23 protein-coding genes are annotated in these 23,491 nt (G+C 41.9%); 8 read left to right on the top strand and 15 right to left on the bottom strand.

The features are described 5' to 3' along the window. Positions 1–3: 3 nt before the first annotated feature. The 4 genes from rlmD to C4B60_RS18180 all read right to left on the bottom strand — a co-directional run bounded on the left by rlmD (position 4) and on the right by C4B60_RS18180 (position 5,302). Complete coding sequence (rlmD, locus tag C4B60_RS18165; RefSeq protein WP_425331179.1) at positions 4–1,401, bottom strand: 23S rRNA (uracil(1939)-C(5))-methyltransferase RlmD; 1,398 nt, start codon at positions 1,399–1,401, stop codon at positions 4–6. Continuing rightward, a complete protein-coding gene (locus tag C4B60_RS18170; RefSeq protein ID WP_104059462.1) occupies positions 1,398–2,270 on the bottom strand; it encodes a DNA-3-methyladenine glycosylase family protein in 873 nt (290 codons plus the stop codon). The genes rlmD and C4B60_RS18170 overlap by 4 nt, the downstream gene beginning before the upstream one ends. A 140-nt stretch (positions 2,271–2,410) precedes the next feature. Next, on the bottom strand, positions 2,411–3,178 hold the full coding sequence (gene pdaA / locus C4B60_RS18175) for a delta-lactam-biosynthetic de-N-acetylase (RefSeq protein ID WP_104059463.1): 768 nt from the start codon (positions 3,176–3,178) through the stop codon (positions 2,411–2,413). Between the two features lie 582 nt (positions 3,179–3,760). Continuing rightward, positions 3,761–5,302 carry a fumarate hydratase gene (locus C4B60_RS18180; protein WP_104059464.1) on the bottom strand — a complete coding sequence of 514 codons (1,542 nt, stop codon included), beginning with the start codon at positions 5,300–5,302 and terminating at the stop codon, positions 3,761–3,763. 192 nt (positions 5,303–5,494) lie between these two features. Between C4B60_RS18180 and C4B60_RS18185 the strand changes: the two genes are divergently transcribed. Beyond that, positions 5,495–6,139, top strand: a complete 645-nt coding sequence (locus C4B60_RS18185; RefSeq protein WP_104059465.1) for a hypothetical protein — start codon at positions 5,495–5,497, stop codon at positions 6,137–6,139. A gap of 40 nt (positions 6,140–6,179) precedes the next feature. Here the strand turns inward: C4B60_RS18185 and C4B60_RS18190 are convergent, their stop codons facing one another. Next, the gene (locus C4B60_RS18190; protein WP_104059466.1) at positions 6,180–6,362 is read right to left on the bottom strand and encodes an SE1561 family protein; all 183 of its coding nucleotides are present in this window, start codon (positions 6,360–6,362) and stop codon (positions 6,180–6,182) included. 162 nt (positions 6,363–6,524) lie between these two features. On the opposite strand from C4B60_RS18190, the gene yfkAB reads away from it, so the two are divergent. Beyond that, positions 6,525–7,646 carry a radical SAM/CxCxxxxC motif protein YfkAB gene (gene yfkAB / locus C4B60_RS18195; protein WP_104059467.1) on the top strand — a complete coding sequence of 374 codons (1,122 nt, stop codon included), beginning with the start codon at positions 6,525–6,527 and terminating at the stop codon, positions 7,644–7,646. A 300-nt stretch (positions 7,647–7,946) separates the two neighbouring features. Here yfkAB and C4B60_RS18200 read toward each other — a convergent pair whose 3' ends face one another. Then, a complete protein-coding gene (locus C4B60_RS18200) occupies positions 7,947–8,330 on the bottom strand; it encodes an OsmC family protein (RefSeq protein ID WP_104059468.1) in 384 nt (127 codons plus the stop codon). Positions 8,331–8,448: 118 nt separating this feature from the next. Here C4B60_RS18200 and C4B60_RS18205 point away from each other — a divergent pair, with 118 nt between their 5' ends. Then, positions 8,449–9,630: an MFS transporter gene (locus C4B60_RS18205; RefSeq protein WP_104059469.1), complete on the top strand. Its 1,182-nt coding sequence runs from the start codon at positions 8,449–8,451 to the stop codon at positions 9,628–9,630. A 32-nt stretch (positions 9,631–9,662) separates the two neighbouring features. Here the strand turns inward: C4B60_RS18205 and C4B60_RS18210 are convergent, their stop codons facing one another. From C4B60_RS18210 to C4B60_RS18220, 3 genes are read right to left on the bottom strand one after another with little or no spacing between them, the layout of a single operon-like run. Then, on the bottom strand, positions 9,663–10,637 hold the full coding sequence (locus C4B60_RS18210; RefSeq protein WP_245154049.1) for a YihY/virulence factor BrkB family protein: 975 nt from the start codon (positions 10,635–10,637) through the stop codon (positions 9,663–9,665). 24 nt (positions 10,638–10,661) lie between these two features. Further along, on the bottom strand, positions 10,662–11,087 hold the full coding sequence (locus tag C4B60_RS18215) for a YtxH domain-containing protein (RefSeq protein WP_104059470.1): 426 nt from the start codon (positions 11,085–11,087) through the stop codon (positions 10,662–10,664). 13 nt (positions 11,088–11,100) lie between these two features. Further along, the gene (locus tag C4B60_RS18220) at positions 11,101–11,562 is read right to left on the bottom strand and encodes an arsenate reductase/protein-tyrosine-phosphatase family protein (RefSeq protein ID WP_167578700.1); all 462 of its coding nucleotides are present in this window, start codon (positions 11,560–11,562) and stop codon (positions 11,101–11,103) included. Between the two features lie 186 nt (positions 11,563–11,748). On the opposite strand from C4B60_RS18220, the gene C4B60_RS18225 reads away from it, so the two are divergent. Both C4B60_RS18225 and C4B60_RS18230 read left to right on the top strand, forming a co-directional pair. Then, complete coding sequence (locus C4B60_RS18225) at positions 11,749–13,101, top strand: alanine/glycine:cation symporter family protein (protein WP_104059472.1); 1,353 nt, start codon at positions 11,749–11,751, stop codon at positions 13,099–13,101. An 82-nt stretch (positions 13,102–13,183) separates the two neighbouring features. Further along, positions 13,184–13,408, top strand: coding sequence for a DUF1128 domain-containing protein (locus tag C4B60_RS18230; protein WP_104059473.1), 225 nt, complete (start codon positions 13,184–13,186; stop codon positions 13,406–13,408). Positions 13,409–13,476: 68 nt separating this feature from the next. Here C4B60_RS18230 and C4B60_RS18235 read toward each other — a convergent pair whose 3' ends face one another. The 6 genes from C4B60_RS18235 to motA form a co-directional block, all read right to left on the bottom strand. Continuing rightward, positions 13,477–13,998, bottom strand: coding sequence for a type 1 glutamine amidotransferase domain-containing protein (locus tag C4B60_RS18235; protein ID WP_104059474.1), 522 nt, complete (start codon positions 13,996–13,998; stop codon positions 13,477–13,479). A gap of 59 nt (positions 13,999–14,057) precedes the next feature. Then, positions 14,058–15,050 (bottom strand): class I SAM-dependent methyltransferase, encoded by a 993-nt coding sequence (locus C4B60_RS18240; RefSeq protein WP_104059475.1) that lies wholly within the window; start codon positions 15,048–15,050, stop codon positions 14,058–14,060. Between the two features lie 285 nt (positions 15,051–15,335). Next, entirely contained in the window at positions 15,336–17,459 is a 2,124-nt protein-coding gene (locus C4B60_RS18245; RefSeq protein WP_104059476.1) for a PAS domain-containing sensor histidine kinase, read from the bottom strand. Between the two features lie 137 nt (positions 17,460–17,596). Beyond that, entirely contained in the window at positions 17,597–18,973 is a 1,377-nt protein-coding gene (locus tag C4B60_RS18250) for an alanine/glycine:cation symporter family protein (RefSeq protein WP_104059477.1), read from the bottom strand. A gap of 334 nt (positions 18,974–19,307) precedes the next feature. Beyond that, positions 19,308–20,117 carry a flagellar motor protein MotB gene (motB, locus tag C4B60_RS18255; protein ID WP_104059478.1) on the bottom strand — a complete coding sequence of 270 codons (810 nt, stop codon included), beginning with the start codon at positions 20,115–20,117 and terminating at the stop codon, positions 19,308–19,310. Further along, the gene (motA, locus tag C4B60_RS18260) at positions 20,104–20,904 is read right to left on the bottom strand and encodes a flagellar motor stator protein MotA (RefSeq protein ID WP_104059479.1); all 801 of its coding nucleotides are present in this window, start codon (positions 20,902–20,904) and stop codon (positions 20,104–20,106) included. The genes motB and motA overlap by 14 nt, the downstream gene beginning before the upstream one ends. Positions 20,905–21,074: 170 nt before the next feature. On the opposite strand from motA, the gene C4B60_RS18265 reads away from it, so the two are divergent. The 3 genes from C4B60_RS18265 (at position 21,075) to C4B60_RS18270 (ending at position 23,375) form a co-directional block, all read left to right on the top strand. Next, positions 21,075–22,304 (top strand): aminopeptidase, encoded by a 1,230-nt coding sequence (locus tag C4B60_RS18265; RefSeq protein WP_104059480.1) that lies wholly within the window; start codon positions 21,075–21,077, stop codon positions 22,302–22,304. A 355-nt stretch (positions 22,305–22,659) separates the two neighbouring features. Continuing rightward, complete coding sequence (locus C4B60_RS21910; protein ID WP_280632286.1) at positions 22,660–22,794, top strand: hypothetical protein; 135 nt, start codon at positions 22,660–22,662, stop codon at positions 22,792–22,794. Positions 22,795–22,862: 68 nt separating this feature from the next. Beyond that, positions 22,863–23,375: an acyl-CoA thioesterase gene (locus C4B60_RS18270; protein WP_104059481.1), complete on the top strand. Its 513-nt coding sequence runs from the start codon at positions 22,863–22,865 to the stop codon at positions 23,373–23,375. Positions 23,376–23,491 lie beyond the last annotated feature (116 nt).

Consider the following 23,491-nt stretch of genomic DNA (forward strand, 5'->3'; position numbering starts at 1 on the left):
GGGTTAGTTGTCTTCCTTCAAAACAAGCTGCGTGACACTCTCTACGTGTGAAGTCTGAGGGAACATGTCCAGCGGCTGAATGTATTCGATTTTATACTTTGATGAAAGTGCCATTAAGTCTTTAGCCAGGGTGGATGGATTGCAGGAAGCATATACAAACCGTTTTGGTTTTACAGTCAGAATGGTTTTAAGCAGTGACTCGTCACAGCCTGTACGCGGAGGATCGACTACAACGACATCCGGTTTGAAGCCTTCATCCTTCCATTTTAGCATCCATTCCTGGGCAGTACCTGTTTCGTACGTATAGTTTTTAAGCCCATGCTGTTTTGCATTCATTCGCGCATCCTGGATGGATTCCTTTATGACATCCATTCCCCGTATTTCACTGGCTCCCTGAGATAGCCATAGGCCAATCGTTCCTGAGCCACAGTAGGCATCTACAATCTTTTCTTTCCCTGTAAGCTCAGACGCCTTTTTAATTTCATCATAAAGCTTTTTTGTCTGAATCGGATTGAGCTGGAAAAAGGCTCTTGCAGATAAGTGATACGTATACTGCTCGATTTTATCCTCAATCGTTTTTTGACCGGAAAGTAAAATGGTTTTATTTCCGAAAATAACAGACGTTGATGCCGGATTAACATTTTGCATAATGGATTTTATTTCCGGCATTTTATTTTCAAGTGCACGGATCAGTTTGTCTTTTTGCGGCAGATCATCAGTAGCCGTTACGATGACAATTTGAACCTGCCCTGTCTCAATGCCAACGCGGGATACGATGGTACGGACGGTTCCTTTTTTCGTTCGTTCATTGTAAACAGGTATTTTAAGCTTATCAAGCTGCTTTCTTACAACCTGTGTTGCTTTGTTTGTTTCCTTGCGCTGTACAATGCATTCCTTAATATCGACTAGCTGGTGGGAATTCGTTCCATAAAGACCGGCAATTACCTTCTCGCCTTTTTTCCCTACCTGAAATTGGCTTTTATTGCGGTAGTACCATGGGTTGTCCATTCCAATGGTCTGGCGGATATCCATTTGCGCGATTGGCAGCTTCGTGTGCCGTTCAAGTGCCTGAATCAAAATGTCGCGTTTATGGACTAGCTGCTGGTTATACTCGAGATGCTGAAGCTGACAGCCTCCACATGCATCGTAAACCGGACACGGGGCAGTAACTCGGTGAGGGGATTCCTTCCGAATTGTTTTCACTGCTGCCTGAGCATATTTAGGATGAATTTTTGTCACCTGCACAACCGCTTCTTCACCCGGAAGTGCTCCAGGTACAAAAACAACCTGCTTTTTATAGTAGCCTACTCCTTCTCCATTAATGCCAAGACGTTTAATAGTTAAAGGAAATTCTTGATTTATCTCAACCACTGAATGATTTTTTTCACTCATCTGTTTCACTTCCCTGTCTCAATGCTTCTCCATAAATAAAGAGATGCATAGCTTAAATAAGGTCTCCAGGACTCAGTCCATTCCTCCATCTCCAAAATGGTGGGCTTTCGCTCCATGTTAAACTGTTTTTTAAGCGCATTTTGAATTCCGATGTCAGCAAACGGAAAGATATCCATTCGTCCAAGTCCAAATAATAGCACATTTTGTGCAGTCCATGGTCCTACTCCTCTTAATTTAACGAGTTCTTCAATAATTTCTTCATCACTCATCTCAGGGAATCTGTCCAATTCCAGTTCGCCGCTCAGGATTTTTTTGCCGACTCCAATCACATACTCCGCCTTTCTCTGGCTGAACTGCAGGGCTCTAAGCTCCTCAACGGTAATTTCTGCGACCGTTTGTGGTTCAGGGTAAAACCACACATCCTCAATATTTTCACCATAGGTCGTAACAAAACGTTCGGTCAATACAGCGGCAAAGGCCATATTTAATTGCTGGTGGATAATGCTTTTTAAAAGGCAGCTGTAAACAGAGGGCTCTCTCACAAGTGGCGTTCCTTTATGAACGTCAAAAATGTTTGAAAGCGTAGAGGAAGAAAAATGAAGGTCTACTTCGTTTAAAGAATGATTCCAATGAAATAAATCCTTAACGTGCCGAATAATTTCTTTCCTATCCTCTTCATATGTCCCCTCAACAATAAAAACAGGATCCTGAGTTGTACCGATCCCTGTAATCGTGACTGCCTGTTTTTTTGCACCTGTATAAGGCAGCTTCACCATCTGCTTTCCCTCGTCAATATGGTTTAACGGATCAATGGACATTCGTTGAAGGACACGATCAAACGCATAAGGTCCATCGACTGAGATCTGCTCTTTCCACATCATGCTCCCACCTTGTTTTTATCCTCATTATAGCATGTATGATGTTTATGGATAGCACACAGCCTTATGGGAATAGCTAAAGAAGAGCCTGTTTAGCTTCAAAAAGCAAGCGAACCTGGTTCAGGCTCACTTGCTTTTGGTTATCCCTGATTCTTCATTAAATGATCCAGGTCTTCAAATTTATAGCCCTGCTTTTTCATATCCTGAATGACCCGCTGGAGTGCTCCAGCATTATCAGGCGATACGGTATGAAGCAAGATAACAGCGCCTGGGTGAACCTGCTTCATGATTTCATTGTAGGCATAATCTGCACCCTTAGGCTTGTCTGCATGCCAGTCAACAAAAGCAATAGACCAGAACACATGGGTATAGCCTTCTTCCTTGGCTACACGAAGGGATTCCTCTGTGAATACACCTTCCGGCGGACGCGTATAAGGCATTTCCTTTTGACCGGTTAGTTCCTCTGTTTTCGACTTAAGCTTGCTCCACTCTTCTTTCATTTGATCCGGAGTAAGTCTTGAGAAGTTCGGATGTCCCCAGGAATGGTTGCCGATTTGATGCCCTTCAGCAGCCATCCGTTTTACAAGAGGAGCTGCACTTTCAAGATAATGACCGGTTAAGAAGAATGTGGCCGGGACCTTTTCTTCCTTTAAAACATCTAAAATTTTTGCAGTATATCCATTTTCAAATCCATTATCAAACGTAAAATAAGCGACTTTTTCTTTAGGTGAACCTTTATAAACCGAATCGTACTTTTTCAATAAATTATCAAGCTCGGCTCCTGCTTCAGGCTGCTCTCCATTTGTAGAGCGTTTAAATCCCCAGCCGTAGCTTTGTGCATGAGCAGAGAGGGGAACAGCTAAAAATAAGAGACAAGCTAAAAAGCCGAGTAAAAGTTTTTGATGCATGATACACTCCTCCTTTCTTTATTAAACTGCTCCTACTGGAGATGTGTATACATAGTAAAAACACCCACCTGAATTTTAAGATGGGTGTGGGGGAAGCTATAAAAAGGCGCTCGGACAATGGTTGATTTCCACTGCATGCGGAGGCTTTCCGCGGGGCGGGAGCTGAGCTAACTTGCTAGCGCAAGTGGATCTCAGCCTTCCCGCTTCCTCCCGCAGGAGTCCCCGGCTTCGACAAGCAACTCCTCGAGGTCATAAGTCACCTGTCAAAGCAGGCAAAAAGCGCCTGCTGTTGCCTGGCGCCTTATGCTTGTCGGAGCTAAACGCCTGTCTCAGCACTTAATTTATCCGGCTTCAGCGGCTAGGCCCTCGAGGTTTTAAGCTGACCTGTCCTGTTGGCATAGGGCGCCAACCTGCCAGGTCATCTTAAACTTGTCGGGCCTGAGCGAGCCGCTTCAGCACTTAGTTTATCCGGCTTCAGGCGCTAGCTCCTCGAGTCATAAGCCACCCTGCCCAGTAGGCAAAAAGCGCCTACTTGTGCAGATCGTCTTATGCTTGTCGGAGCTGAACGAGCGCCTTCAGCACTTAGTTAAATACTTTCTCTTTAAATTGCGATAGTTTTTCCAGGGAGGATTGGTCGACGTCGCGGTGGAGGCTGTTGCCGTGTGAGTCCATGGTGACGACGGCTGTGAAGCCTTTTACTCTAAGGTGCCACATGGCCTCCGGGATGCCGAACTGCGTCAGGTCCACGCCTTCTACTCCTTGAATACAGTCTGCATAATACTGAGCTGCTCCACCGATGGCGTTCAGGTACACGCCGCCATGCTCTTCTAAGGCTTTTAAGGTTTTAGGTCCCATGCCGCCTTTTCCGATGACTGCGCGGATTCCAAATCGCTTCATAATATCTCCCTGATATGGCTCCTCGCGGATGGAGGTTGTGGGACCGGCTGCTTTTACGTGCCAGTTGCCATCTTCATCCTTCAGCATAACAGGACCGCAATGGTAGATCACCTGCTCGTTTAAATCCACCGGAGAGTCGTTGTCGCTTAAATATTTATGAATCGCATCCCGGCCTGTATACATCATGCCATCGATCTGAACGACATCGCCTACTTTCAGCGAACGGATCTGTTCTTCTGAGATAGGAGCCTGAAGTGTAATAACTGCCGGTTTCTCGTCAGGAGTTTCTTCTGTTTCGTCTTCATCCTTAAAACTGATTTTTTCACCTTCCTGGTACATCCATTCCTGAATTTCACCGGTCGCGGCATCTACAGAAATTCCAAGTCTACGGAATGCCCAGCAATTGTAGGCAACAGAAACAAAGAAGCTGGCGGGGATGCGGTGCATGACACCAACCTTACAGCCAAGCAGTGTTGTTTCTCCTCCAAAGCCCATTGTACCGATTCCAAGCTCGTTAGCATGGTCCATCACATACTCTTCAAGCTTTCTAAGATCTTCATTTGGATTCACGTCATCGGAAGAGCGGAATAATTGCTCCTTTGCCAGGTCATAACCGGATGAACGGTCGCCGCCGATTCCAACACCGATAAATCCTGCGCTGCACCCCTGACCTTGTGCCTGATACACTGAATGCATAATACATTTACGGATGCCATCCAAATCACGACCAGCACGGCCAAGCCCATCAAGCTCACATGGAAGACTGTATTGAATATTTTTATTTTCACAGCCTCCGCCTTTTAAAATCAAACGGATGTCAATCGTGTCCTTTTCCCACTGTTCGAATTTGATTACAGGCAGACCAAGACCAAGATTGTCTCCGCTGTTTTCACCTGTTAGAGAATCAACTGAGTTAGGACGCATTTTCCCGTCCTTGGTAGCACGCACCATTGCCTTATAAGCTGCTTCTTTAATTTCAAGCTGATTAACGCCAACAGGGGTCTTTATTTTAAAGGTAGGCAGACCCGTATCCTGACAGATCGGTGATACTTTATCGTCTGCCATCTGAATATTTTGGGTGATCGTCGCAAGACTCATTGCAGCTCTTGTACCGGCGTTTTCCTGCTCCTTTGCCGCCCGTATCGCTCTTCTTACGTCCTTCGGTAAATTTGTTGATGTTTCTACAATTAAGTCATACAAGCTGTTTTCCAGTGCCGTGATGTTCATTCTTGTTTGTGCCCCTTCCCTAAGTAAAGCCACTTTTATGTATTTGTTGGTCAAAATCTATTATACCTATTTACCCTAGTGAAAAAAAGAAGAGTTGAAAACGGTTTCTGTATTTAATGATGAAACATTGAAAAAGAATCTTACTGCATTCAACTCCCATCTGAATCATATCCTTTTTAAAGGAGGGATTAGATGCACTTCAAAAAACTGATTATTGTAGTGGTACTCCTTACGCTGATTTCTTTACTTGGAAATATCCCTATTGATTACGTAAGGAACAGTCCTGCAGATGAAGAGAAAGCATGGTCGAACACGGAGGAAGAACGTTTGACCGTTTTAAGAAAACTAAGTGAAGATCTTCATCACACTTATGAAGGGTTTACCGTTGGAATGAATTCCAACCATGAAGTAGTGATCCAAATAGAAGGTGATCAGGAGTATGTCAATTCTTTAGAAAGAGAAATGAACACAATCGTTAAAAAAGCCATTCATTCCTCAGCATTTCAAAATTACAGCGTGGTAGTTAAAAGAATAGACCCATCCTACATAACGGATGAAGTAAAAAACATTCATAATGAACTTTCTCTTTTATCCTCAAGCTTACTTGAAGGATTAAAAGAAGAATTCGATGTAATTGGAGATATCAACATAGATGATCAGCAGTTGATCATTATTCAAACCTCATTAGAGAAGTCAAAAGATGATGCCCATAAGCTGGCAAGGACCATTGAAGATGCAGCAAAAATCATCTTAGCTTCAGCCCCAGATAGCTCGTTGTCACCAGAGAACCCGTTTGAAATAAAAGTTATTGATTCAAAAAATGAAATTTTAAATTAAAAAAGCGTCCTCAGGAGAAGGACGCTTTTTGATGCAATCTTTATTCAGATTTTTTAAACTGCTGAACCTTCAATTCCAAATCATCAACCATCTGGATCATACGATCAATATCTTCAAGATCGGTATCCTCAGGGTCCACTGACTCCAGCACTTCCAAAAACATATTTAAACGCTGCTTAAGATACAGCACCTGTGAGTCATTATCATAAATGGCGTTGCCCATTGTATCGCTCCTTTCAAACTCGGTACTATGGTAACGGATTTACTAACCGAGTGCAACTTTTTTATTGTGGGACCCATCTTATTTCTTGTTATAGTGGATTGACACCTCCCCTTATTATCCTGATAATGGGGCTTGATGCAAAAAGCGTAAGGAGAATCTGTTATGAATGGAATAGATCGAAAAATAACCCCTCAATACGACCCATGGGAAGCGTATGAAGATATAAAGCAGCACGGTAAACTGACCCTTTCAAATATAGAGCTGACGACAACGACGCTGTGTAATATGCGCTGTGCGCACTGTGCTGTCGGCTACACCTTATCTCCAAAGGATCCTCAGGCGCTGCCGCTGGATTTAATTTTAAGAAAACTTGATGGAATCGAGCATCTTCGCACGCTCAGTATCACCGGAGGCGAGCCGATGATGTCACGAAAATCGGTTCAAAACTATGTAGCCCCCATTTTAAAATACGCTCATGAGCGAGGAGTAAAAACACAAATCAACTCCAATCTTACGGTTGATTTAGATCGATATGATCCGATCATTCCTTATTTAGATGTGCTGCACATTTCTCATAACTGGGGAACGGTTGATGAATTCATCGATACAGGATTTGCGATGATGGAAAGAAAACCGACGAGAGAACAGCGCCAAAAGCTGTTTGACCGGATGATCGAAAATTCAAGAGCGCTAAGCGAGGCTGGCGTAATGGTATCAGCTGAGACCATGCTCAACAAAAAAACACTGCCCCACATTGAACGGATTCATAAAGAAATTGTTGAGGATATGAAATGTGCTCGGCATGAGATTCACCCTATGTACCCAAGCGACTTCGCTTCAGCTTTGGAGACTCTTTCATTAAAGGAAACAAGAGAAGCCATCTCTCACCTGCTTGATATCAGGGATAAGAACACCTGGATGCTTTTTGGCACCATTCCCTTTTACGCCTGCAACACAAGCAAAGAGGACCAGGAGCTTCTAACCCGTCTGCACACGACGAAAAATGTTACCGTACGAAATGATCCCGATGGCCGTTCCCGTTTGAATATCAGTATTTTCACCGGTGAAGTTATTGTCACAGATTTTGGTGATACACCGCCGCTTGGCAATATTCAAACCGACGAGCTTGAGCCCATTTTTGATAAATGGCTGCACTCAAAGGAAGCGCTAAAAATGAATTGCCACTGTCCCGCTGTTCAGTGCTTAGGTCCCAACCTGCTGGTACAGGATATGTATTACAAGGAAGAGGATTTTACAAAGCGCAGCTCCTTAATAAATTACTAAAACTGCCAATGCTGAAGGACTTTTCCCCTTCAGTATTTTTTTCATTCTAGTACCTTAGAATGAAATTAATAATAAATTAATTAAATATTTACACTATTCGGATTTCATGCTATACTTCGGTTAGATTAATTAAAGGAGGGTAGCGTCAAATCATCAACCAACCATCTTATTGAAAGGGGAGTGATGAGAAGCGCTGAATGAGTGCGATTATATGAATAAGACCTCAAAAAAATCTCAAATAACATAAAAACTCGGACAGTCTTTCATTGAAAGTACGTGTACCGAGTTTTTGTGCGTTGTTTATTCAATTATTTCAAAGGTTTCAATTACCTCAATACTTCCAAGAACAGATTGAACCATAGAGCAGTTTTTTCTTGTGAGCTCCATCGCCTTATGTACCTTTTTTTCTTCAAGGCTTTTTGCTTTGATGATGAAATGAACCCGAACTGTTTCTACGCGGTTGGCTTCCTTTTCATTCCGTTCTGCCTCTGCTTCGATTTGGATATCTTCAAAGGAAAGCCTCATTTTCTCAAGCACTTTTCTTAAAACCCCTCCGCTGCAAACGGCAATGGATGATACTAAAAGCTGATAAGGGCGAAATCCAAACTCTTCATTTCCTGATACCTCTAGCGTGCCAAAAGGAAGCTCCGTTTTAAATCCGCCTTCCTGCATTGAAAACTTCATCTGAATCCAACTCCTTCAACTAAATCAATTTGTATAGTAGAATTATATATGTTTGACAGTTGTTTTTCTAAAATTTTGCTTTACATAGGTTATTTTTAATAGGTCAGGAGCTTTGTTTATGGGCGTATCAGCAAAAGTCAGGTTTTGGATTTTAGTTTGCATTGTAGCGATATCAGGTTTTTCTCAAGGAATGCTTCTCCCTCTGATTGCGATCATTTTCGAGCAGGACGGTGTTTCCTCTGCGATGAACGGTATTCATGCTACAGGAATTTACATCGGTATTCTCATCGCTTCTCCTTTAATGGAGGCGCCTTTAAGAAAGTATGGATATAAGCCGTTAATTGTAGTTGGGGGCTTTATTGTCGGCTTGTCCCTTCTATTCTTTCCATTATGGCCGCATTTTTGGTTCTGGTTTGTTTTAAGGCTTTTAATCGGCGTTGGAGATCAGATGCTTCATTTTTCTACTCAAACCTGGATTACCTCCTCCTCTTCTGCTGAACGCAGAGGGCGTAATATTGCCATTTATGGTTTATTTTTTTCACTGGGCTTTGCCATGGGGCCGGCAATGAGTTCGCTTGTTGAAATTAACCGATCCCTCCCATTTATTGTATCAGGGGTACTGACCTTCATTACGTGGGGCTTTGTTTTCTTATTGAGAAATGATATCCCGGATCACGGCGAGGTTGGAACGGCCTCCTTATTTGGTACTCTAAAGCGCTTTAAGCAGGTTGGCAAGTATGCATGGGTCGCTTTCCTTCCACCTCTCAGCTACGGGTTTTTAGAGGCTTCCTTACACGGGAATTTCCCTATCTATGCCCTGAGGAGCGGAGTGGAAGCAAGTGCAGTTGCTTTTATACTCCCCGCTTTTTCGATCGGTGCGATTGTTTTTCAACTGCCCCTGGGTATATTAAGCGATAAATTTGGACGCCATCGTGTTCTGATGACAGTGCTATTTACTGGTGCAGTATGCTTTATCGGCTCCGGTCTTGCAGGAACCTCTGCATTATGGCTTTTTGTTACATTCTTTTTAGCAGGTATGGCAGTTGGCTCGACTTTTTCTTTAGGGATCAGCTATATGACCGATCTGTTGCCGAAGTCATTGCTTCCGGCAGGAAATATTATGTGCGGAATTGCCTTTAGTCTGGGCAGCATAAGCGGTCCGGCACTCGGCGGCATCATTATTCAGTTTTTTGCGGGTGGATTCTTTTATTTAATCAGCACGCTGCTTTTCGCTGTTTGTCTATGCTTAATGGTCTTTTCATTGGTGCAAAAAAATAAAGCAATGACTGCTGAAACGTAAAAAAGGATTGGCCGCATGGGCCAGTCCTTTTTTTAGTCTGTCTTTAGCTCTGCGGGTCTGTGTCTGCGTTTTGATGCCATTGTTGCATTAATTTGAGCACCTACCATCATGATAATTCCGGATAAATAAAGCCAGATCATCAAGACGATAATTCCCCCTACACTTCCATAAGTAGATGCATAGTTTCCGAAGCTGCTAACATAAAAGGCAAAGAGGAATGAAGTGACCATCCACCCTACTGCAGCAAACAACGCTCCAGGAATTACACTGACAAATCGGATTTTCACATTTGGAACAAAGGTGTAGAGACCGATAAATACCATCAGCAGAACAAACGGTGTTACTGCAAAACGTAAGACATTCCAAACGGTTAAAAACACATCAGATAATCCAAAAGCAGAAAAGAAAACTTCTCCAATCTGCTGACCGAATATCGGTAAAAGAAGTGCAATTACAACAACCGCTACCATAACAATCGTCCAAACAACTGCCATTCCTCGGGCAACGATAAAGCTGCGTGTTTCCTCCACTTCATAAGCAAGATTAAAGGAGCGCATTAAGGCATTCATGCCATTTGAAGCAGACCATAACGTACCAAGCAGACCTACTGATAAGATACCGGTATTTTGTCCTGTGGCAATCTCTGAAACGGTTGTCTCAATGATTGACATTGTTTCTCCAGGTGCGAACTCATTAAATAAATCCAGCAGCTGATCCTGTGTAATCGGTAAGTATGGAATAAGAGCCATTGCAAAGATTAATAGCGGAAAAAGTGATAGTAAAAAGAAATAGGCAAGCTGGGCTCCAAGCCCTGTAGTGTCACTTCTGTTGAACCTGCCTAAAACCTCTTTTATAAAACCGCCAAAGGTATCGTAGTTCCCTTTTCTTGCGCCTGTATGTACTGCATCTACCATATCTTCTAAATGGCGGTTTTTTTGTCCTTCTTTCCATTCACCCTCTGATTTATTTTGGCTGCTGTCTTGAGCATCCTCATTACGGTTAGCCACCTGAATCACTCCTGTATACAGTATTTACATCATTTGATTCCCATCCGGTCTGTTTCGTTCAAGAAAAAGATCAGAACGGTTTTCTTCATTTCCTATGCTGGTATCATCACTTAGCGCATGCTTATAGGCTTCACCCGATGACTCAAACGTTTCTTTTGTTTCAGTCAGAATGTTTTTTAGCTGAGGCGTCATTTCTTTTACTTCCTCAAGCTTTGAAGTTAAAAATTCATAATCATCCTGAATTTGCTCGACTGTCAGCTTAAGCTTTTCAATTCTATTTTTTGCCCGTTCCGTTAATTCTCTTGGATGCCCTGAATAATAAGAAATGTACTGCCGGCTTTTCTTTGCCGCTTCAAAGGTGGTCGTTCTAGTTTCTTTGTCTAATAAGGCCAGCGCACCTCCAATAAGTGCTCCCCACAAGATCCCTGCTGATAATTTGTTTCCTGCCATGACGATTCCTCCATTATTCATTTTTTAGTTTTTTTATTAATTCTTTACTGCCTTCAACAATTAGATTATATCCTTTCCTGCTGTCATCTGTATAATATGGATCTGAATTGCTAATTGTATGTGAATTAATAAATTCCAAAAATAAAAAAACGAATGGCTTGCCCGCTGAAGCCCTGAGCAGCTTTTGCACTTCCTGCCCTGTTTGCTGATCCATGCAAAGAATGTAATCAAAAGTCTCCAAATCTTCTCTTACCAGCTGTTTTGGATTCAGCCCTTCAGCTGATACACCATTCTCCCTTAAAAGCTCAAGCACTAACGGGTCTGGTTCTTTTCCTTGCATCCATTGATTGATCCCCGCAGACTCAGAGGAAATTTTTTCTCCAAGCTCCTGCTGTCTGATCAGGTCATTAAAAACCGCTTCTGCCATTAAAGAGCAGGATGTATTTTCCATTCCGGCAAATAAAACCCTTTTCATGTCACCCTCCATCCATCAAGTCAACCTCCTTATTCTTTTACCTAAAGAATCAAAACTAAAACCTATATTTTCCTCATTCAGAAAAAAGCCTTGACACTCATGTAGTATTTTCGGAATATTTACTTTAAGAGTCAGATATTGTATTGTTGAATGATGTCGACAATTGAAAAAGTGAGGGGGAATTAGATGGACGCATTTACGGATTTTTTAAACTACATAAGCGGATTGGTATGGGGTCCGCCGCTGCTGATCCTTTTGGTTGGTACGGGAATTTATTTAACTATACGCCTTGGCGGCCTTCAGTTCAGGCTCACAGGATATTCACTTAAGCTTGCATTCTCTAAAAGTCAGGATAGTAAATCAAAGGGCGATATCTCTCATTTTCAATCCTTAATGACTGCCATGGCAGCTACGGTAGGGACAGGAAATATTGTAGGAGTAGCGACAGCAGTTGTTCTTGGGGGTCCTGGAGCAATCTTCTGGATGTGGATTTCAGCGATCTTTGGAATGGCTACCAAATACGCTGAAGCTGTTCTTGCAGTAAAATACCGTGTTCAGGATGAAGACGGCGAAATGTCCGGTGGACCGATGTATTACCTTGAAAGAGGTTTGAAACAGAAATGGCTGGGTGTTCTATTTGCTCTATTTGGAGCTGTTGCAGCATTTGGAATCGGCAACATGGTTCAATCAAATTCTGTATCAGGCGTTGTAAACGATACGTTCGGCGTCAATCCATGGATTACAGGAATTATTTTAACCATCTTTACAGCGCTTGTTATCTTAGGCGGAATTAAAAGTATCGGGAAGGTTACTTCTCTATTTGTTCCAATAATGGTTGCTTTTTATTTATTAGCCGGATTAATTGTAATGATTTTGAACTTATCTCTTATTCCTGACGCAATTGCTACGATTTTCTCTTTGGCGTTTGGCAATGAAGCGATCGCAGGCGGTGTTATTGGCGCAATTATCCGTTATGGTGTGGCTAGAGGTGTATTTTCCAATGAAGCAGGTCTTGGATCCGCTCCGATTGCTGCAGCGGCTGCAAAAACAGATCTGCCTGGCCGTCAGGGCTTAGTATCAATGACTCAGGTCTTTCTTGACACATTAATCGTTTGTTCAATTACAGGTATAACGATTGTTATGGCTGGATTATATGAAAGCGGTGATCTAGAAGGCGGAGCCCTTACTTCTGCTTCTTTTGGCCAATTTCTGGGTGGAATCGGTCCGATTATTGTAACGGTTGGCCTTGTGTTTTTTGCCTCCTCCACCATAATCGGCTGGTCATATTATGGAGAAAAATGTTTTCAATACTTAATTGGTTCAAAAAAATTCAATATTATTTACAGAGCACTGTTTGTAGTTGCTGTAATGGTCGGCTCTGTAGCCTCTCTTGATGTTGTATGGCTGTTTTCAGACGTAATGAATGGTCTTATGGCCTTCCCTAACCTTATTGGTCTTCTGGGCTTGTCCGGGGTAGTCGTTTATGAGACGAAACGGATTCAGGCAAAGATTAAGGAAGAGAAAGCAGCAAAGGGCTAGAATAAGCACTTTTGTGCAGTTGACATGCTGTTCAAAACATGGAAAGATGAAGTAGGATCCACGGAAAGGACTGAACAAGCAAATGAACTTGTCTGTTAGATCAGCTGAAAATATTGAATATATGGTTACAGAAATAAAAGACAGGCTGCGTATCGTAAATGCAGGGGCTATTAAAGCTTCTCATTTTAACGACGAGATGTATGAGGAGCTTCACGACCTTTATACAATGGTTATGAAACGCGATAATTTCAGCCCAAGTGAGATGCAGGCGATCGCCGAGGAACTCGGAAGCCTACGAAAAGGATAAAATAATACTATTGACGGAATTCCATTCAAAAAGCCTGCTGAGAAAATTTTCTCAGCAGGCTTTTTACTTTATGATAATAGGTTCAATGCTTCTCTTGTAAATGCCGGAATATCGTCAGGCGTTCTGCTTGTTACAAGCTGATTGCCGCAAACGACAACTTCCTCGTCCTTATACGTAACACCTGCATACTCCATGTCTACTTTAATGGAAGTGTAGCCTGTTGCCGTTCGGCCTTCAAGTGCTTTAGCTGTGATTAGCAGCTGAGGACCGTGGCAGATTGAAAATACAGGTTTTTTATCATCCATAAAGGATTTTGCGAATTGCACAAAACGATCATCTTCTCGTAATAAATCCGGAGAAAAGCCGCCTGGGATAAATAAAGCATCAAAATCCTGCGGGGACACATCATCAATTGACTTATCAATTGTAATCGTTGCTTCCCCCTGCTTTCCTGTTACTTCCTTACCGGCCTCTTTTTCAATGGTCACAACTTCATGACCCGCTTCTTTAAAGGATTTTGCAGGATCGGTATATTCTACATCTTCAAAATAGCTTGTTAGTACTGTTGCGATCTTAGCCAATGAAAACATCTCCTTTTAAGTAAGTTTACAGTGGGTATTTCCCACAATATAACTTTTTTAAACATCCATTACGAAGTCTTTTTAAATTTCACAATGAACCATCCGCCTTCACGAATAAGTGCTGTTGGCTTTTCCATTGTAAAGCCGGCTTCGTTCGCAATCTCCTCGAGCTCATCCTCTGATGGGATCGGGTACAGGTTATCAAACGTCAGGAAGAAGCTGTTGAACGCGCTTGAAAATTGCTTTCCATGCCTTGCTTTTTGCAGTGGAGAGATAATCGTTGCAATACCGTTATCTGACATGACTTCATTAACTCGATTGAAAAAATCAAGTCTTTCATCAGGATCAACATAGTGAAGAAGATTATTAATCATAATATAATCAATCCTATTATCCGGCTGATAATCATCTATATCTGAATGAATAATTTCTATATTCTCAAATGATTCCGTTGCTTTTTGAGCTCTCTTAGCAACCTCTTCATTTATTTCAACACCCTTGAGCGTCAAATCGGGATGCTTTTTGGCCAGTCTTTTTAGATAACCCGCTTCACCGCATCCAATATCAAGGATTGATTGAATGCTGTGCTTTTTAACATTTCGTTGGATTAAATGAAATGCGAGTAATTCAAGCAGGGTGGAGGTTCTGGCAACTGTTGATCCATGCTCCTCATTATCAAAATGCTGCCGTTTCTTCTCCTTCATCAGCCCTGGATAAGAGAGCAGTGAGGGAATATGGAGCTCCATCATTTCCTTTAATAAATCACCGGAGGACGGGCTGTCTTTTTTGGCGCCTGGGAGCTTCCACTGTTTTTTTACACTGATTCTTCCCTTGTCATCCCTTTTCAGGTGCTTAAGAGCCACTCCTACCTCCGCCCATTGCTCTAAAAGCTCAAATTCCAAATCATAAGCATCTGCAACATCCTCAACCCGCATCGGCCGCTTAAAGGCTTCAAATAAGTTCAGATCAAAGCCGACATACGCATGCCAGCTGTATAAGAAAGGTACATTGGTTTTCATCCATATACGTGCTTTCCACATATTCTTTAATTCCGTTATCATCTAACATCCTCCTCTTTCAGGGACCATCTTCTATGAAACCGCCATCTTTCACTGAATAAGTTTTATGTAAAGCTGGTTAGCTTCTTTATCAGTCATCATTTATAAACGATACTAGCATGTTTGTTACGTTTTAAAGCAGTTCAGCCCTTTTTCCGGCTGTATACGCACCTCTTTTTTCATATCGAACTCACCGCCTTTTACTACTGTCTATCCTTTCCATCAAAAAAGAAAACAACTAAATGTGTTTTTTTTATAAAAAAAGCAGCCTGCTATAAAGCAGGCCGCTTACGTTGAATGAAGGATCGGAATCGTTATGAGGACTTTTGTTCCTTTATTTACTTCACTTTGAATATCCATTGTCCCCTTGTGGCTTTGCACAATTTTTCTGCAAACCAGAAGACCCAGTCCGGTGCCTTTTTCTTTCGTACTATAAAACGGCTCTCCAAGATTTTTAAGCCTTTCTTTATCAATGCCAGCACCGGTATCTTTAATAACAATCGCTGCGTTTTCCCCTTCTTTTTTCAGCGTTACTTCCAGCTGCCCCCCATTTGGCATTGCTTCAATCGCATTCATAAAGATATTTAAGAATACCTGTTTAATTTGGTTAAGCTCGCAGTCGCAATCTAGTTCTTCTATCTGAAAATCAATGTCAATATGGCTATTAAACGCTTCCATTTTTATAAATTCAATTGCATCATGAATGATCTTATTAAGAGAGGTACGCTTGAACTTGGTTGCCTGGGGTCTCGCAAGAGATAAAAACTCTCCTGTAATAAATTCGATCCGATCAAGCTCTTTTTGTAAAAGTTCGATATAGTTTGCGGCTTTATTGTCCTCAGCTAAAAGCTGCAGGAAGCCTTTTATTGTTGTCAGGGGATTTCTGATTTCATGCGCTACTCCAGCAGCCAGTTGGCCAATTAAAGATAGCTGTTCAGATTTTTTCAATAGATTCTCGGTTACTTTAATCGAAGTAAGATCCTGAATAAACAAGGCAATTCCTATAACCTCACCGTTTTCGGAATGAATTGAATTTATATTTATTGATACAGGGAGCGCTTTTCCGTTTTTCGTTTTCAGACATGTTTCCAGATGGTCAATGTCTTTTCCTTTAAACGCTTCTTCTATTTTTTCTTTGTCCTCATCAGGCTGCTCTTCATGAAACAAATCTGAAATTCTTCCTCTTATTAATTCATCTTTTTTCCATCCAAGCATTAGTTTAAACTGATCATTTATGGTTATAAAAGCACCGTCTTCTGACAGCAGGGAAGCGCCATCATTTGTATGGTTAAAATAAGCTTCTAAAATCGTAATCATTTGCTTTAACTTCTTATCAATTTCCACAAATTCAGTAATATCCCGGCCCACTCCATACACACCCTCTATATTTCCATCAATAAAAATAGGAATGAGTGTACAATGGATATGACTTTCTGTGAGATCATTGTTAACAATAACCGTGTCGTACGTCAGTGTTTCCCCTGCCAGAGCCCTTTGAAAATAACCTTTTGTGATTTCAAAACGTTCCTTCTGTACAAAGTTTCGATAGTCTTTTCCAATCATGGAGTCAGATGGCATCTTCATCCTTTTCTCAGCTGCATGATTAATTTCTTTTATAATAAAGTTTCGATCAATCAGAAATATATTGTCTGCATGATCATACATTAAGGACTGATACTTTTGCTGATTTCGATCAAGCTCCCGCTGTGTTTTTTTTATGGAGGAAATATCCGTCACGACGCTAAAAAGCTTCGTTGTTGTTCCATTTTCAACAATGGGAATAAAAGAGGCGATGAATTCAAATCCGTAAACAACCCCTTCACACGTCTCTTCAACCTGGTTTTCCCATACTCGTTCACATATAGGAATAAATTCAGCTGCATGCTCTTTTGAAAGTATCTCCTGAACACGTTTTTGTTCAACGTTCTCCTCATTTATTCCTAATAAAGAAAAAAGGCTGCCAGTTGCTGTTTCAATTTGAAAATCGTTTTCCGATTTAACCAGCTTAAACATAAGGATAGGATGAATAAATGAATTTTTCAATGAAGACTGTGTATGAATCAGCATTTTCTCCGTGTTATGAGGCTCAAAAATAATTTCAACCAGGCTCACTTCTTCATTCAATCGGGAAACAGCCACATTAAAATTCAGCACCTGTTCATTTAGAGCGAATTTCAATGGCGTTGTTTCGATAAAGTCTCTTTTAAAGCCGTTTAAAACCAGTGAAATAAATTCACCTTCCCGGAAAACAGGATAATCCATTAGACAGGGATCTTTAATCCTGTTATCCAGATGAAATGTTTTCTTTAAAGCAGCATTCATTCCAACAATTTGAAGCCTCTCATTTACCACCGCAACAGGAGCAGTGGTACGATTTATAAAGGATTTATATTTTACTGGAAAATCCTCCATATACAATCCTTCTCTCTTTTAAGTGCTTTTTACTTATTGTAACAATCTTGTAACACGAATAAAAGCGAAAGTGTTTAATTTCGACACTTTTATAATAAAAAACAGAGATCCTTGTAGAATCTCTGCTCTTAAACTGATTATTTAGTTTTTCCCTTATCCTTTAAATAATACTTTTCAGAGGTAAAGAACTCAGTCGTGAGCTCCTTCACCTTATTCCTTAGCAGTAAAATGGCGATAAGGTTAGGTATTAATATGGTTGCAAGCATAATGTCCAGGAAGCCCCACAGCACTTCTGCTGCTCCCACGGCACCAAAAACGATGGCAACGAGATAAACGACCTGTATAGCATAAGAGGCCTTAAGACCAAATAAGAATTCTGCCTGCTTTGCTCCGTAGAAGATAACAACGAGTATAGTTGAAATTACGAAGAAAATTAATGAAACTGTTACAAGAATACTTCCAACATTGCCGAAATAGCTCGCAAAAGCAATTGTCGTCAGACCGTTTGTATTTTCATAAGCATTTTCATTTGTCCATACGCCTGAGGAAAGAACCACAAAGGCTGTAGCTGTACAAATGATCATCGTATCTACGACAATTCCGCCGATTGCCCAAAATGCCTGGCGTACAGGATGGTCTGTTGTAGCAGCAGCGTGGGCCATTGGCGCGGTACCTAACCCTGCTTCATTAGAATAAAGCCCTCTGGCAAACCCCCACCTAATTACGTCTACAATAGCTGCACCTGCGAAACCTCCGATTACCGGAGCAGGTGAAAATGCATTAGAAAATATTAATGAGAAAAATTCAGGCAGCATGTTTAAATTCATAAACAAAATGACAAGCGCTCCGCCTACGTATATGAGCGCCATAAACGGAACAACTACCTGAGTAACCTGCCCAATTCTCTTGATCCCGCCAAAAACAACTATTCCAATTAATACAGCTACGGTAATTCCTGTCCACAGAGCTGGAATATTAAAGGATTCTTCAACAGTAGTGGCAATTGAGTTCCCCTGTACCATTATGCTAGGAATTAATTCGAGCATCAGCGCAAAAGAAAACCAAATGCCAAGCCACTTCATTCCAAGACCTTTTGTCATATAGTACATCGGACCGCCGACAAATTCACCCTGCTCATTTTTCTCACGATAATGTACTGCGAGCGCACTTTCTGAGAATTTAAGCGCCATGCCGATTAACGCAATGACCCACATCCAGAACACTGCCCCCGGTCCTCCAAACATGATTGCTGCCGGTACACCAACAATGTTTGCAGCTCCGACGGTAGAAGATAGTGCTGAAGTCAGCGCTTGAAAAGGGGTAACCGTCCCTTCGCCCTTTGGCTTTTTAAAGACGCTGCCGAAGGTTTGTTTAAAAATATAAATAGGATAGCGAAATTGAATAAAACCTAATTTGACTGTCATGAAAATACCTGAGAAAAGCAGAATACCGATCAGCGGGTATCCCCACAGCCTTTCAGAAAAGACAGCAACCCATTCTAAAAAACCATCCAACTGGTTCTCCTCCTTTGTAATGTATGTAATATTCTAATACGCTTTTCCCTAGTTGATAAAAAGTAAACAGAATTTCTTCCTTTTTCGTTCTTTATTGACAAACGATTCCTTATTAAAAATTAAAAAGGGGGTGGGACAAATGTGTCTCACCCTCTTAAACCCGGTTCACTGCGCTTCAGGGGGACGCTTTCCGCGGGGCGGTGCTTGAGCTAACTTGCTTTCAGCAAGTGGATCTCAAGCTCCCGCTTCCTCCCGCAGGAGTCGCCCCCTTCCGCTCCGTTCACCTCACGTTTATAAATTAATCGTTTTGTCCCAGCATCAACGTAAATTTGATTTAAACCCGGGGTAATATTAATATCTCCACACGCCTGTTTCTTGCTCTTCCGTCTTCAGAATCATTGGGGGCAATCGGTTGGAATTCCCCAAACCCCTTGGCACTGAACCATCTTGGATCAAGAGCAGGATTATCAATAACAAGCTTCATAAAATTGACTGCGCGCATAACACTAAGTTCCCAATTGGAAGAAAAGGCAGCATTTCCTATAGGTACATTATCTGTATGTCCTGAGATGATCACATTTCGCGGGGGATCAAATTCGAGCAGCCGGGCAACCTCTTCTGCTACAGATTTATACGATTCCTGAACAGACGCTGAGCCGGAAGAAAAAAGCACACTGTCACGAATCGTTAAAAGAAGCCCTTCATCTGTCAGTTTAGTGGCAAATTGGTCAGATAAATTATTCTGCTCTATATAAGCATCGATTGCCCGCTGAATCGCAAGCAGCTCTGCCTGATCCTGAGCGATCGCTGATTCTAAGTCCGCCTGTTCCTTCAAAAACTCCTCGATGATCCTTTGTTGTTCAGTCATATCCAATGTTTCAGCACTGGCGCCTTCGATTGGATTACTCTGATCTTCATTCTCATTTTTCGGAATTAAGCTTGCGTAATCAAGGACATTTTCTCCCCCGGAAAATATATCAGTAAATACCTGGGACATATTTTGGAATTTCACCTGATCTACACTGCTGCTTGCAAATAGGACGATAAATAGAGCTAAAAGCAATGTAAGAAGATCTGCGTAGGGCAAAAGCCAGGACTCATCTACATGCTCTTCGTGCTTTTTATGCCTCTTACGCCTCGGCATGACGACTCTCTCCCTCATCATTCAATAGCTTTTCACGTTCTTTAGACGGAAGATACGAAGCAAGCTTACTTTCAATCACTTTTGGTGATTCGCCTTCTAATACAGATAAGATTCCTTCAATCATCATGTTTTTTATCATAACTTCCTGTGTTGACTTACGTTTAAGCTTATTAGCAAACGGATGCCAAAGAACATAGCCTGTAAAAATTCCAAGCAGCGTGGCAATAAAGGCTGCAGAAATTGCATGTCCGAGTGCATCTGTGTCATTCATGTCGCCAAGTGCAGCGATAAGACCGACTACCGCTCCCAAAACACCTAGTGTCGGCGCATACGTCCCGGCCTGAGAAAAAATGGCCGCTCCGGATAAATGCCGGTCTTCCATTGCATTGACTTCTTCTGCCAGCACATCTCCAATATAGTCCGCATTTTGTCCATCAATCGCTAAACCAAGTCCATTTTTCAAAAAAGGATCCTCTATTTCAATTGTTTTTGATTCAAGAGCAAGCAAACCCTCTTTTCTAGCGATCTCAGCACATTCTCCAAACAGGCGAATAACTTCCTTTACATCGTTCGATTTTTTTTCTTTAAATAAAATACCAAAAAGTGCCGGTACACGTTTAAGCTCTGACATTGGAAATGCTATTGTTACGGAAGCCACTGTTCCTAAAACAATGATTAATAGAGCCGGTCCATTCAACAAAGCTCCTGGATCTACACCCTTCAACACAATTCCGATTCCGATAGCTAAAAATCCAAATACAATTCCAAAAACTGTGGATTTATCCAATCTGTTCACCTACATTCACAATATTCATGCTTACTTAGTTTATATCGGCTTCATTTCCTTTCGTTTTAGAACTTTGAGAGAAACAGCTCATTTTCATCTCAAAGGTGTGAAAATTTTAATTAATTGGTAAAATAAAAGGGTACCTATATACATAAAAAGGAGACTACAAAATGACACATAATGAACTCTTAGAAAAATATGCAGATCTCGCTGTTAAGGTTGGAGTAAATATTCAGCCAAACCAATGGCTTTACATCGGGGCCACAATTGATAATGCCCCATTCGTACGCCTGGTGACTAAAAAGGCCTATGAAGCTGGCGCAAAGCAGGTTTTTGTTGATTGGTCAGATGATGAAGTCAGCCGGATGCGCTACGACCTTGCCCCTGAAGATTCCTTTGGAGAGTTTCCTGATTGGAAGCGTGTTGAAAGAGAACAAATGGCAAAAGAAGGCGCTGCATTTATGAATATCGTATCTGCAAGCCCTGATTTGCTAAAAGGGGTAAACCCAGAGAAAATATCTGCATTTCAACGTGCAGCTGGAAAGGCTCTATCTCAATACCGCAAATATATTCAGTCAGATAAGGTGAGCTGGACAGTGATCGCAGCACCTTCAGTTGGCTGGGCAAAAAAAGTATTCCCTGAGAATAGCGACGAAGATGCTGTTGAGGCATTATGGAATGCGATCTTTAAAGCGGTTCGTGTGGATCAGGAAAATCCGGTTGAAGCATGGATTACTCATGATAAAACTCTTCATGAAAAGGCGGATTATCTTAATACCAAACGCTACAGCAAGCTGCACTACACGGCGCCTGGCACTGATTTAGTCATTGATCTGCCGGAAGGCCATCTTTGGGCTGGTGCAGGAAGCGTAAATGAAAAAGGACATACATTCATGGCCAATATGCCGACAGAAGAAGTATTCACAGTCCCTCATAAGGATGGAGTAAACGGCACAGTAACCAATACTAAGCCTTTAAGCTATGGTGGAAACATTATAGACGGTTTTACATTAACGTTTGAAAACGGGCGAATTGTTGATATAAAAGCAGATGAAGGCCAGGAAATTCTGACAAAATTGATTGAAACAGATGAAGGCTCTCACAGATTAGGAGAAGTCGCATTGGTACCGCATCAGTCACCAATCTCCCAATCAAATGTTCTGTTCTACAATACACTTTTTGACGAAAATGCCTCCAACCACCTTGCGATCGGCAGCGCTTATGCATTCTGTATCGAAGGCGGCAAAAATATGAACGAAGAAGAACTGGCAAACAGCGGCCTAAACAGCAGCATCACCCATGTCGACTTCATGATCGGCTCAGACCAAATGGACATCGACGGCATCACCAAAGACGGCCAAAGAGAACCAATCTTCCGAAACGGTGACTGGGCATTCTAAAAGCGGAAGCGGGCGGTTGGGGCGACAAGCATAAGGCAGCCTGCACAGATAGGCGCTTTTTGCCTATTGGGCAGGCTGCCTTATGACTCGAGCCCCTGCCCGGTGGAGCTGGATATTACTAAAAGCGGAAGCGGGCGTTTAGCTCCGACAGACGTAAGACGATCAGCCAATCAGACGCTTTTTGCCTGAATGGATGAGTGGCTTACGATCCGAGGAGCGTAACTTAAAACCTCTGTCCCTGCCATATTTACTCTTTAAGAGCTTTCTCTAAGAAATCATTTTACTAATAGGTGATGAATCATTTATACTTGAACTAATCAACCAGAGTTGTTTTTTTGAGAGGAGGCTATTAATTATGCTTCAGATGACTACTGTTTTACTTGGCTTTGTAGCAATGATCGGTCTTGTAGGGGGAGCTTTAATGTATTTCCTGCGCATTCCGCTTAATTCTAAAGACGCTGAAAAAGTAGATCCAAAACCAAAATCATAAAAAACATTGGCCCACGGCCAATGTTTTTTATTTACTAGCACAAACCTGAAGAGTGAGGAGAATCCACAATGCAAGATCAAAAATTCATGAGCGAAACGCGAACCATCCAAACGAGCCATGTACTCCCTCCTGATACCAATCATCATGGTACCTTATTTGGCGGGAAGCTAATGAGCTATATTGATAATGTGGCTTCAATTGCTGCTGTCAAATTAGCGCGTTCACCTGTAGTGACTGCCTCCACCGACTCTGTGGACTTTCTAAAGCCGATTACAGTTGGTGATGCAGTTACACTTGAAGCTTTTGTATCCTACACCGGCAGAAGCTCTATGGAGGTATTTGTCCGGGTTACAGCTGAAAAGCTATTAACAGGAGAGCAATCTGTCGCAGCTATTTCATTTTTAACCTTTGTAGCGATCAATGAGGAGGGAAAGCCCGTTCAGGTTCCTCAAGTTATTGCTCAGACTGAGGAAGAAAAGTGGCTTAACAAATCAGCAGAAGGCCGTGCCGCTCACAGAAAAGCAAGAAAACTGCATAGTCAGGAACTTGCAGCCTTTTTCACAAAAGAAAATAAAAATTAAAAACAAGAGAGGGAAAATCGAAACCCGCATACCCTTCTTTTTTCCCTCAAACTCTTGATTTTTGCTAACCCGAATCCCACAGAATTCATCCTGTTTTTCCCTAAATCCACAAAATC

The sequence above is a fragment of the Jeotgalibacillus proteolyticus genome (assembly GCF_002926065.1).
GTDB classification, from domain to species: Bacteria; Bacillota; Bacilli; order Bacillales; family Jeotgalibacillaceae; genus Jeotgalibacillus; species Jeotgalibacillus proteolyticus.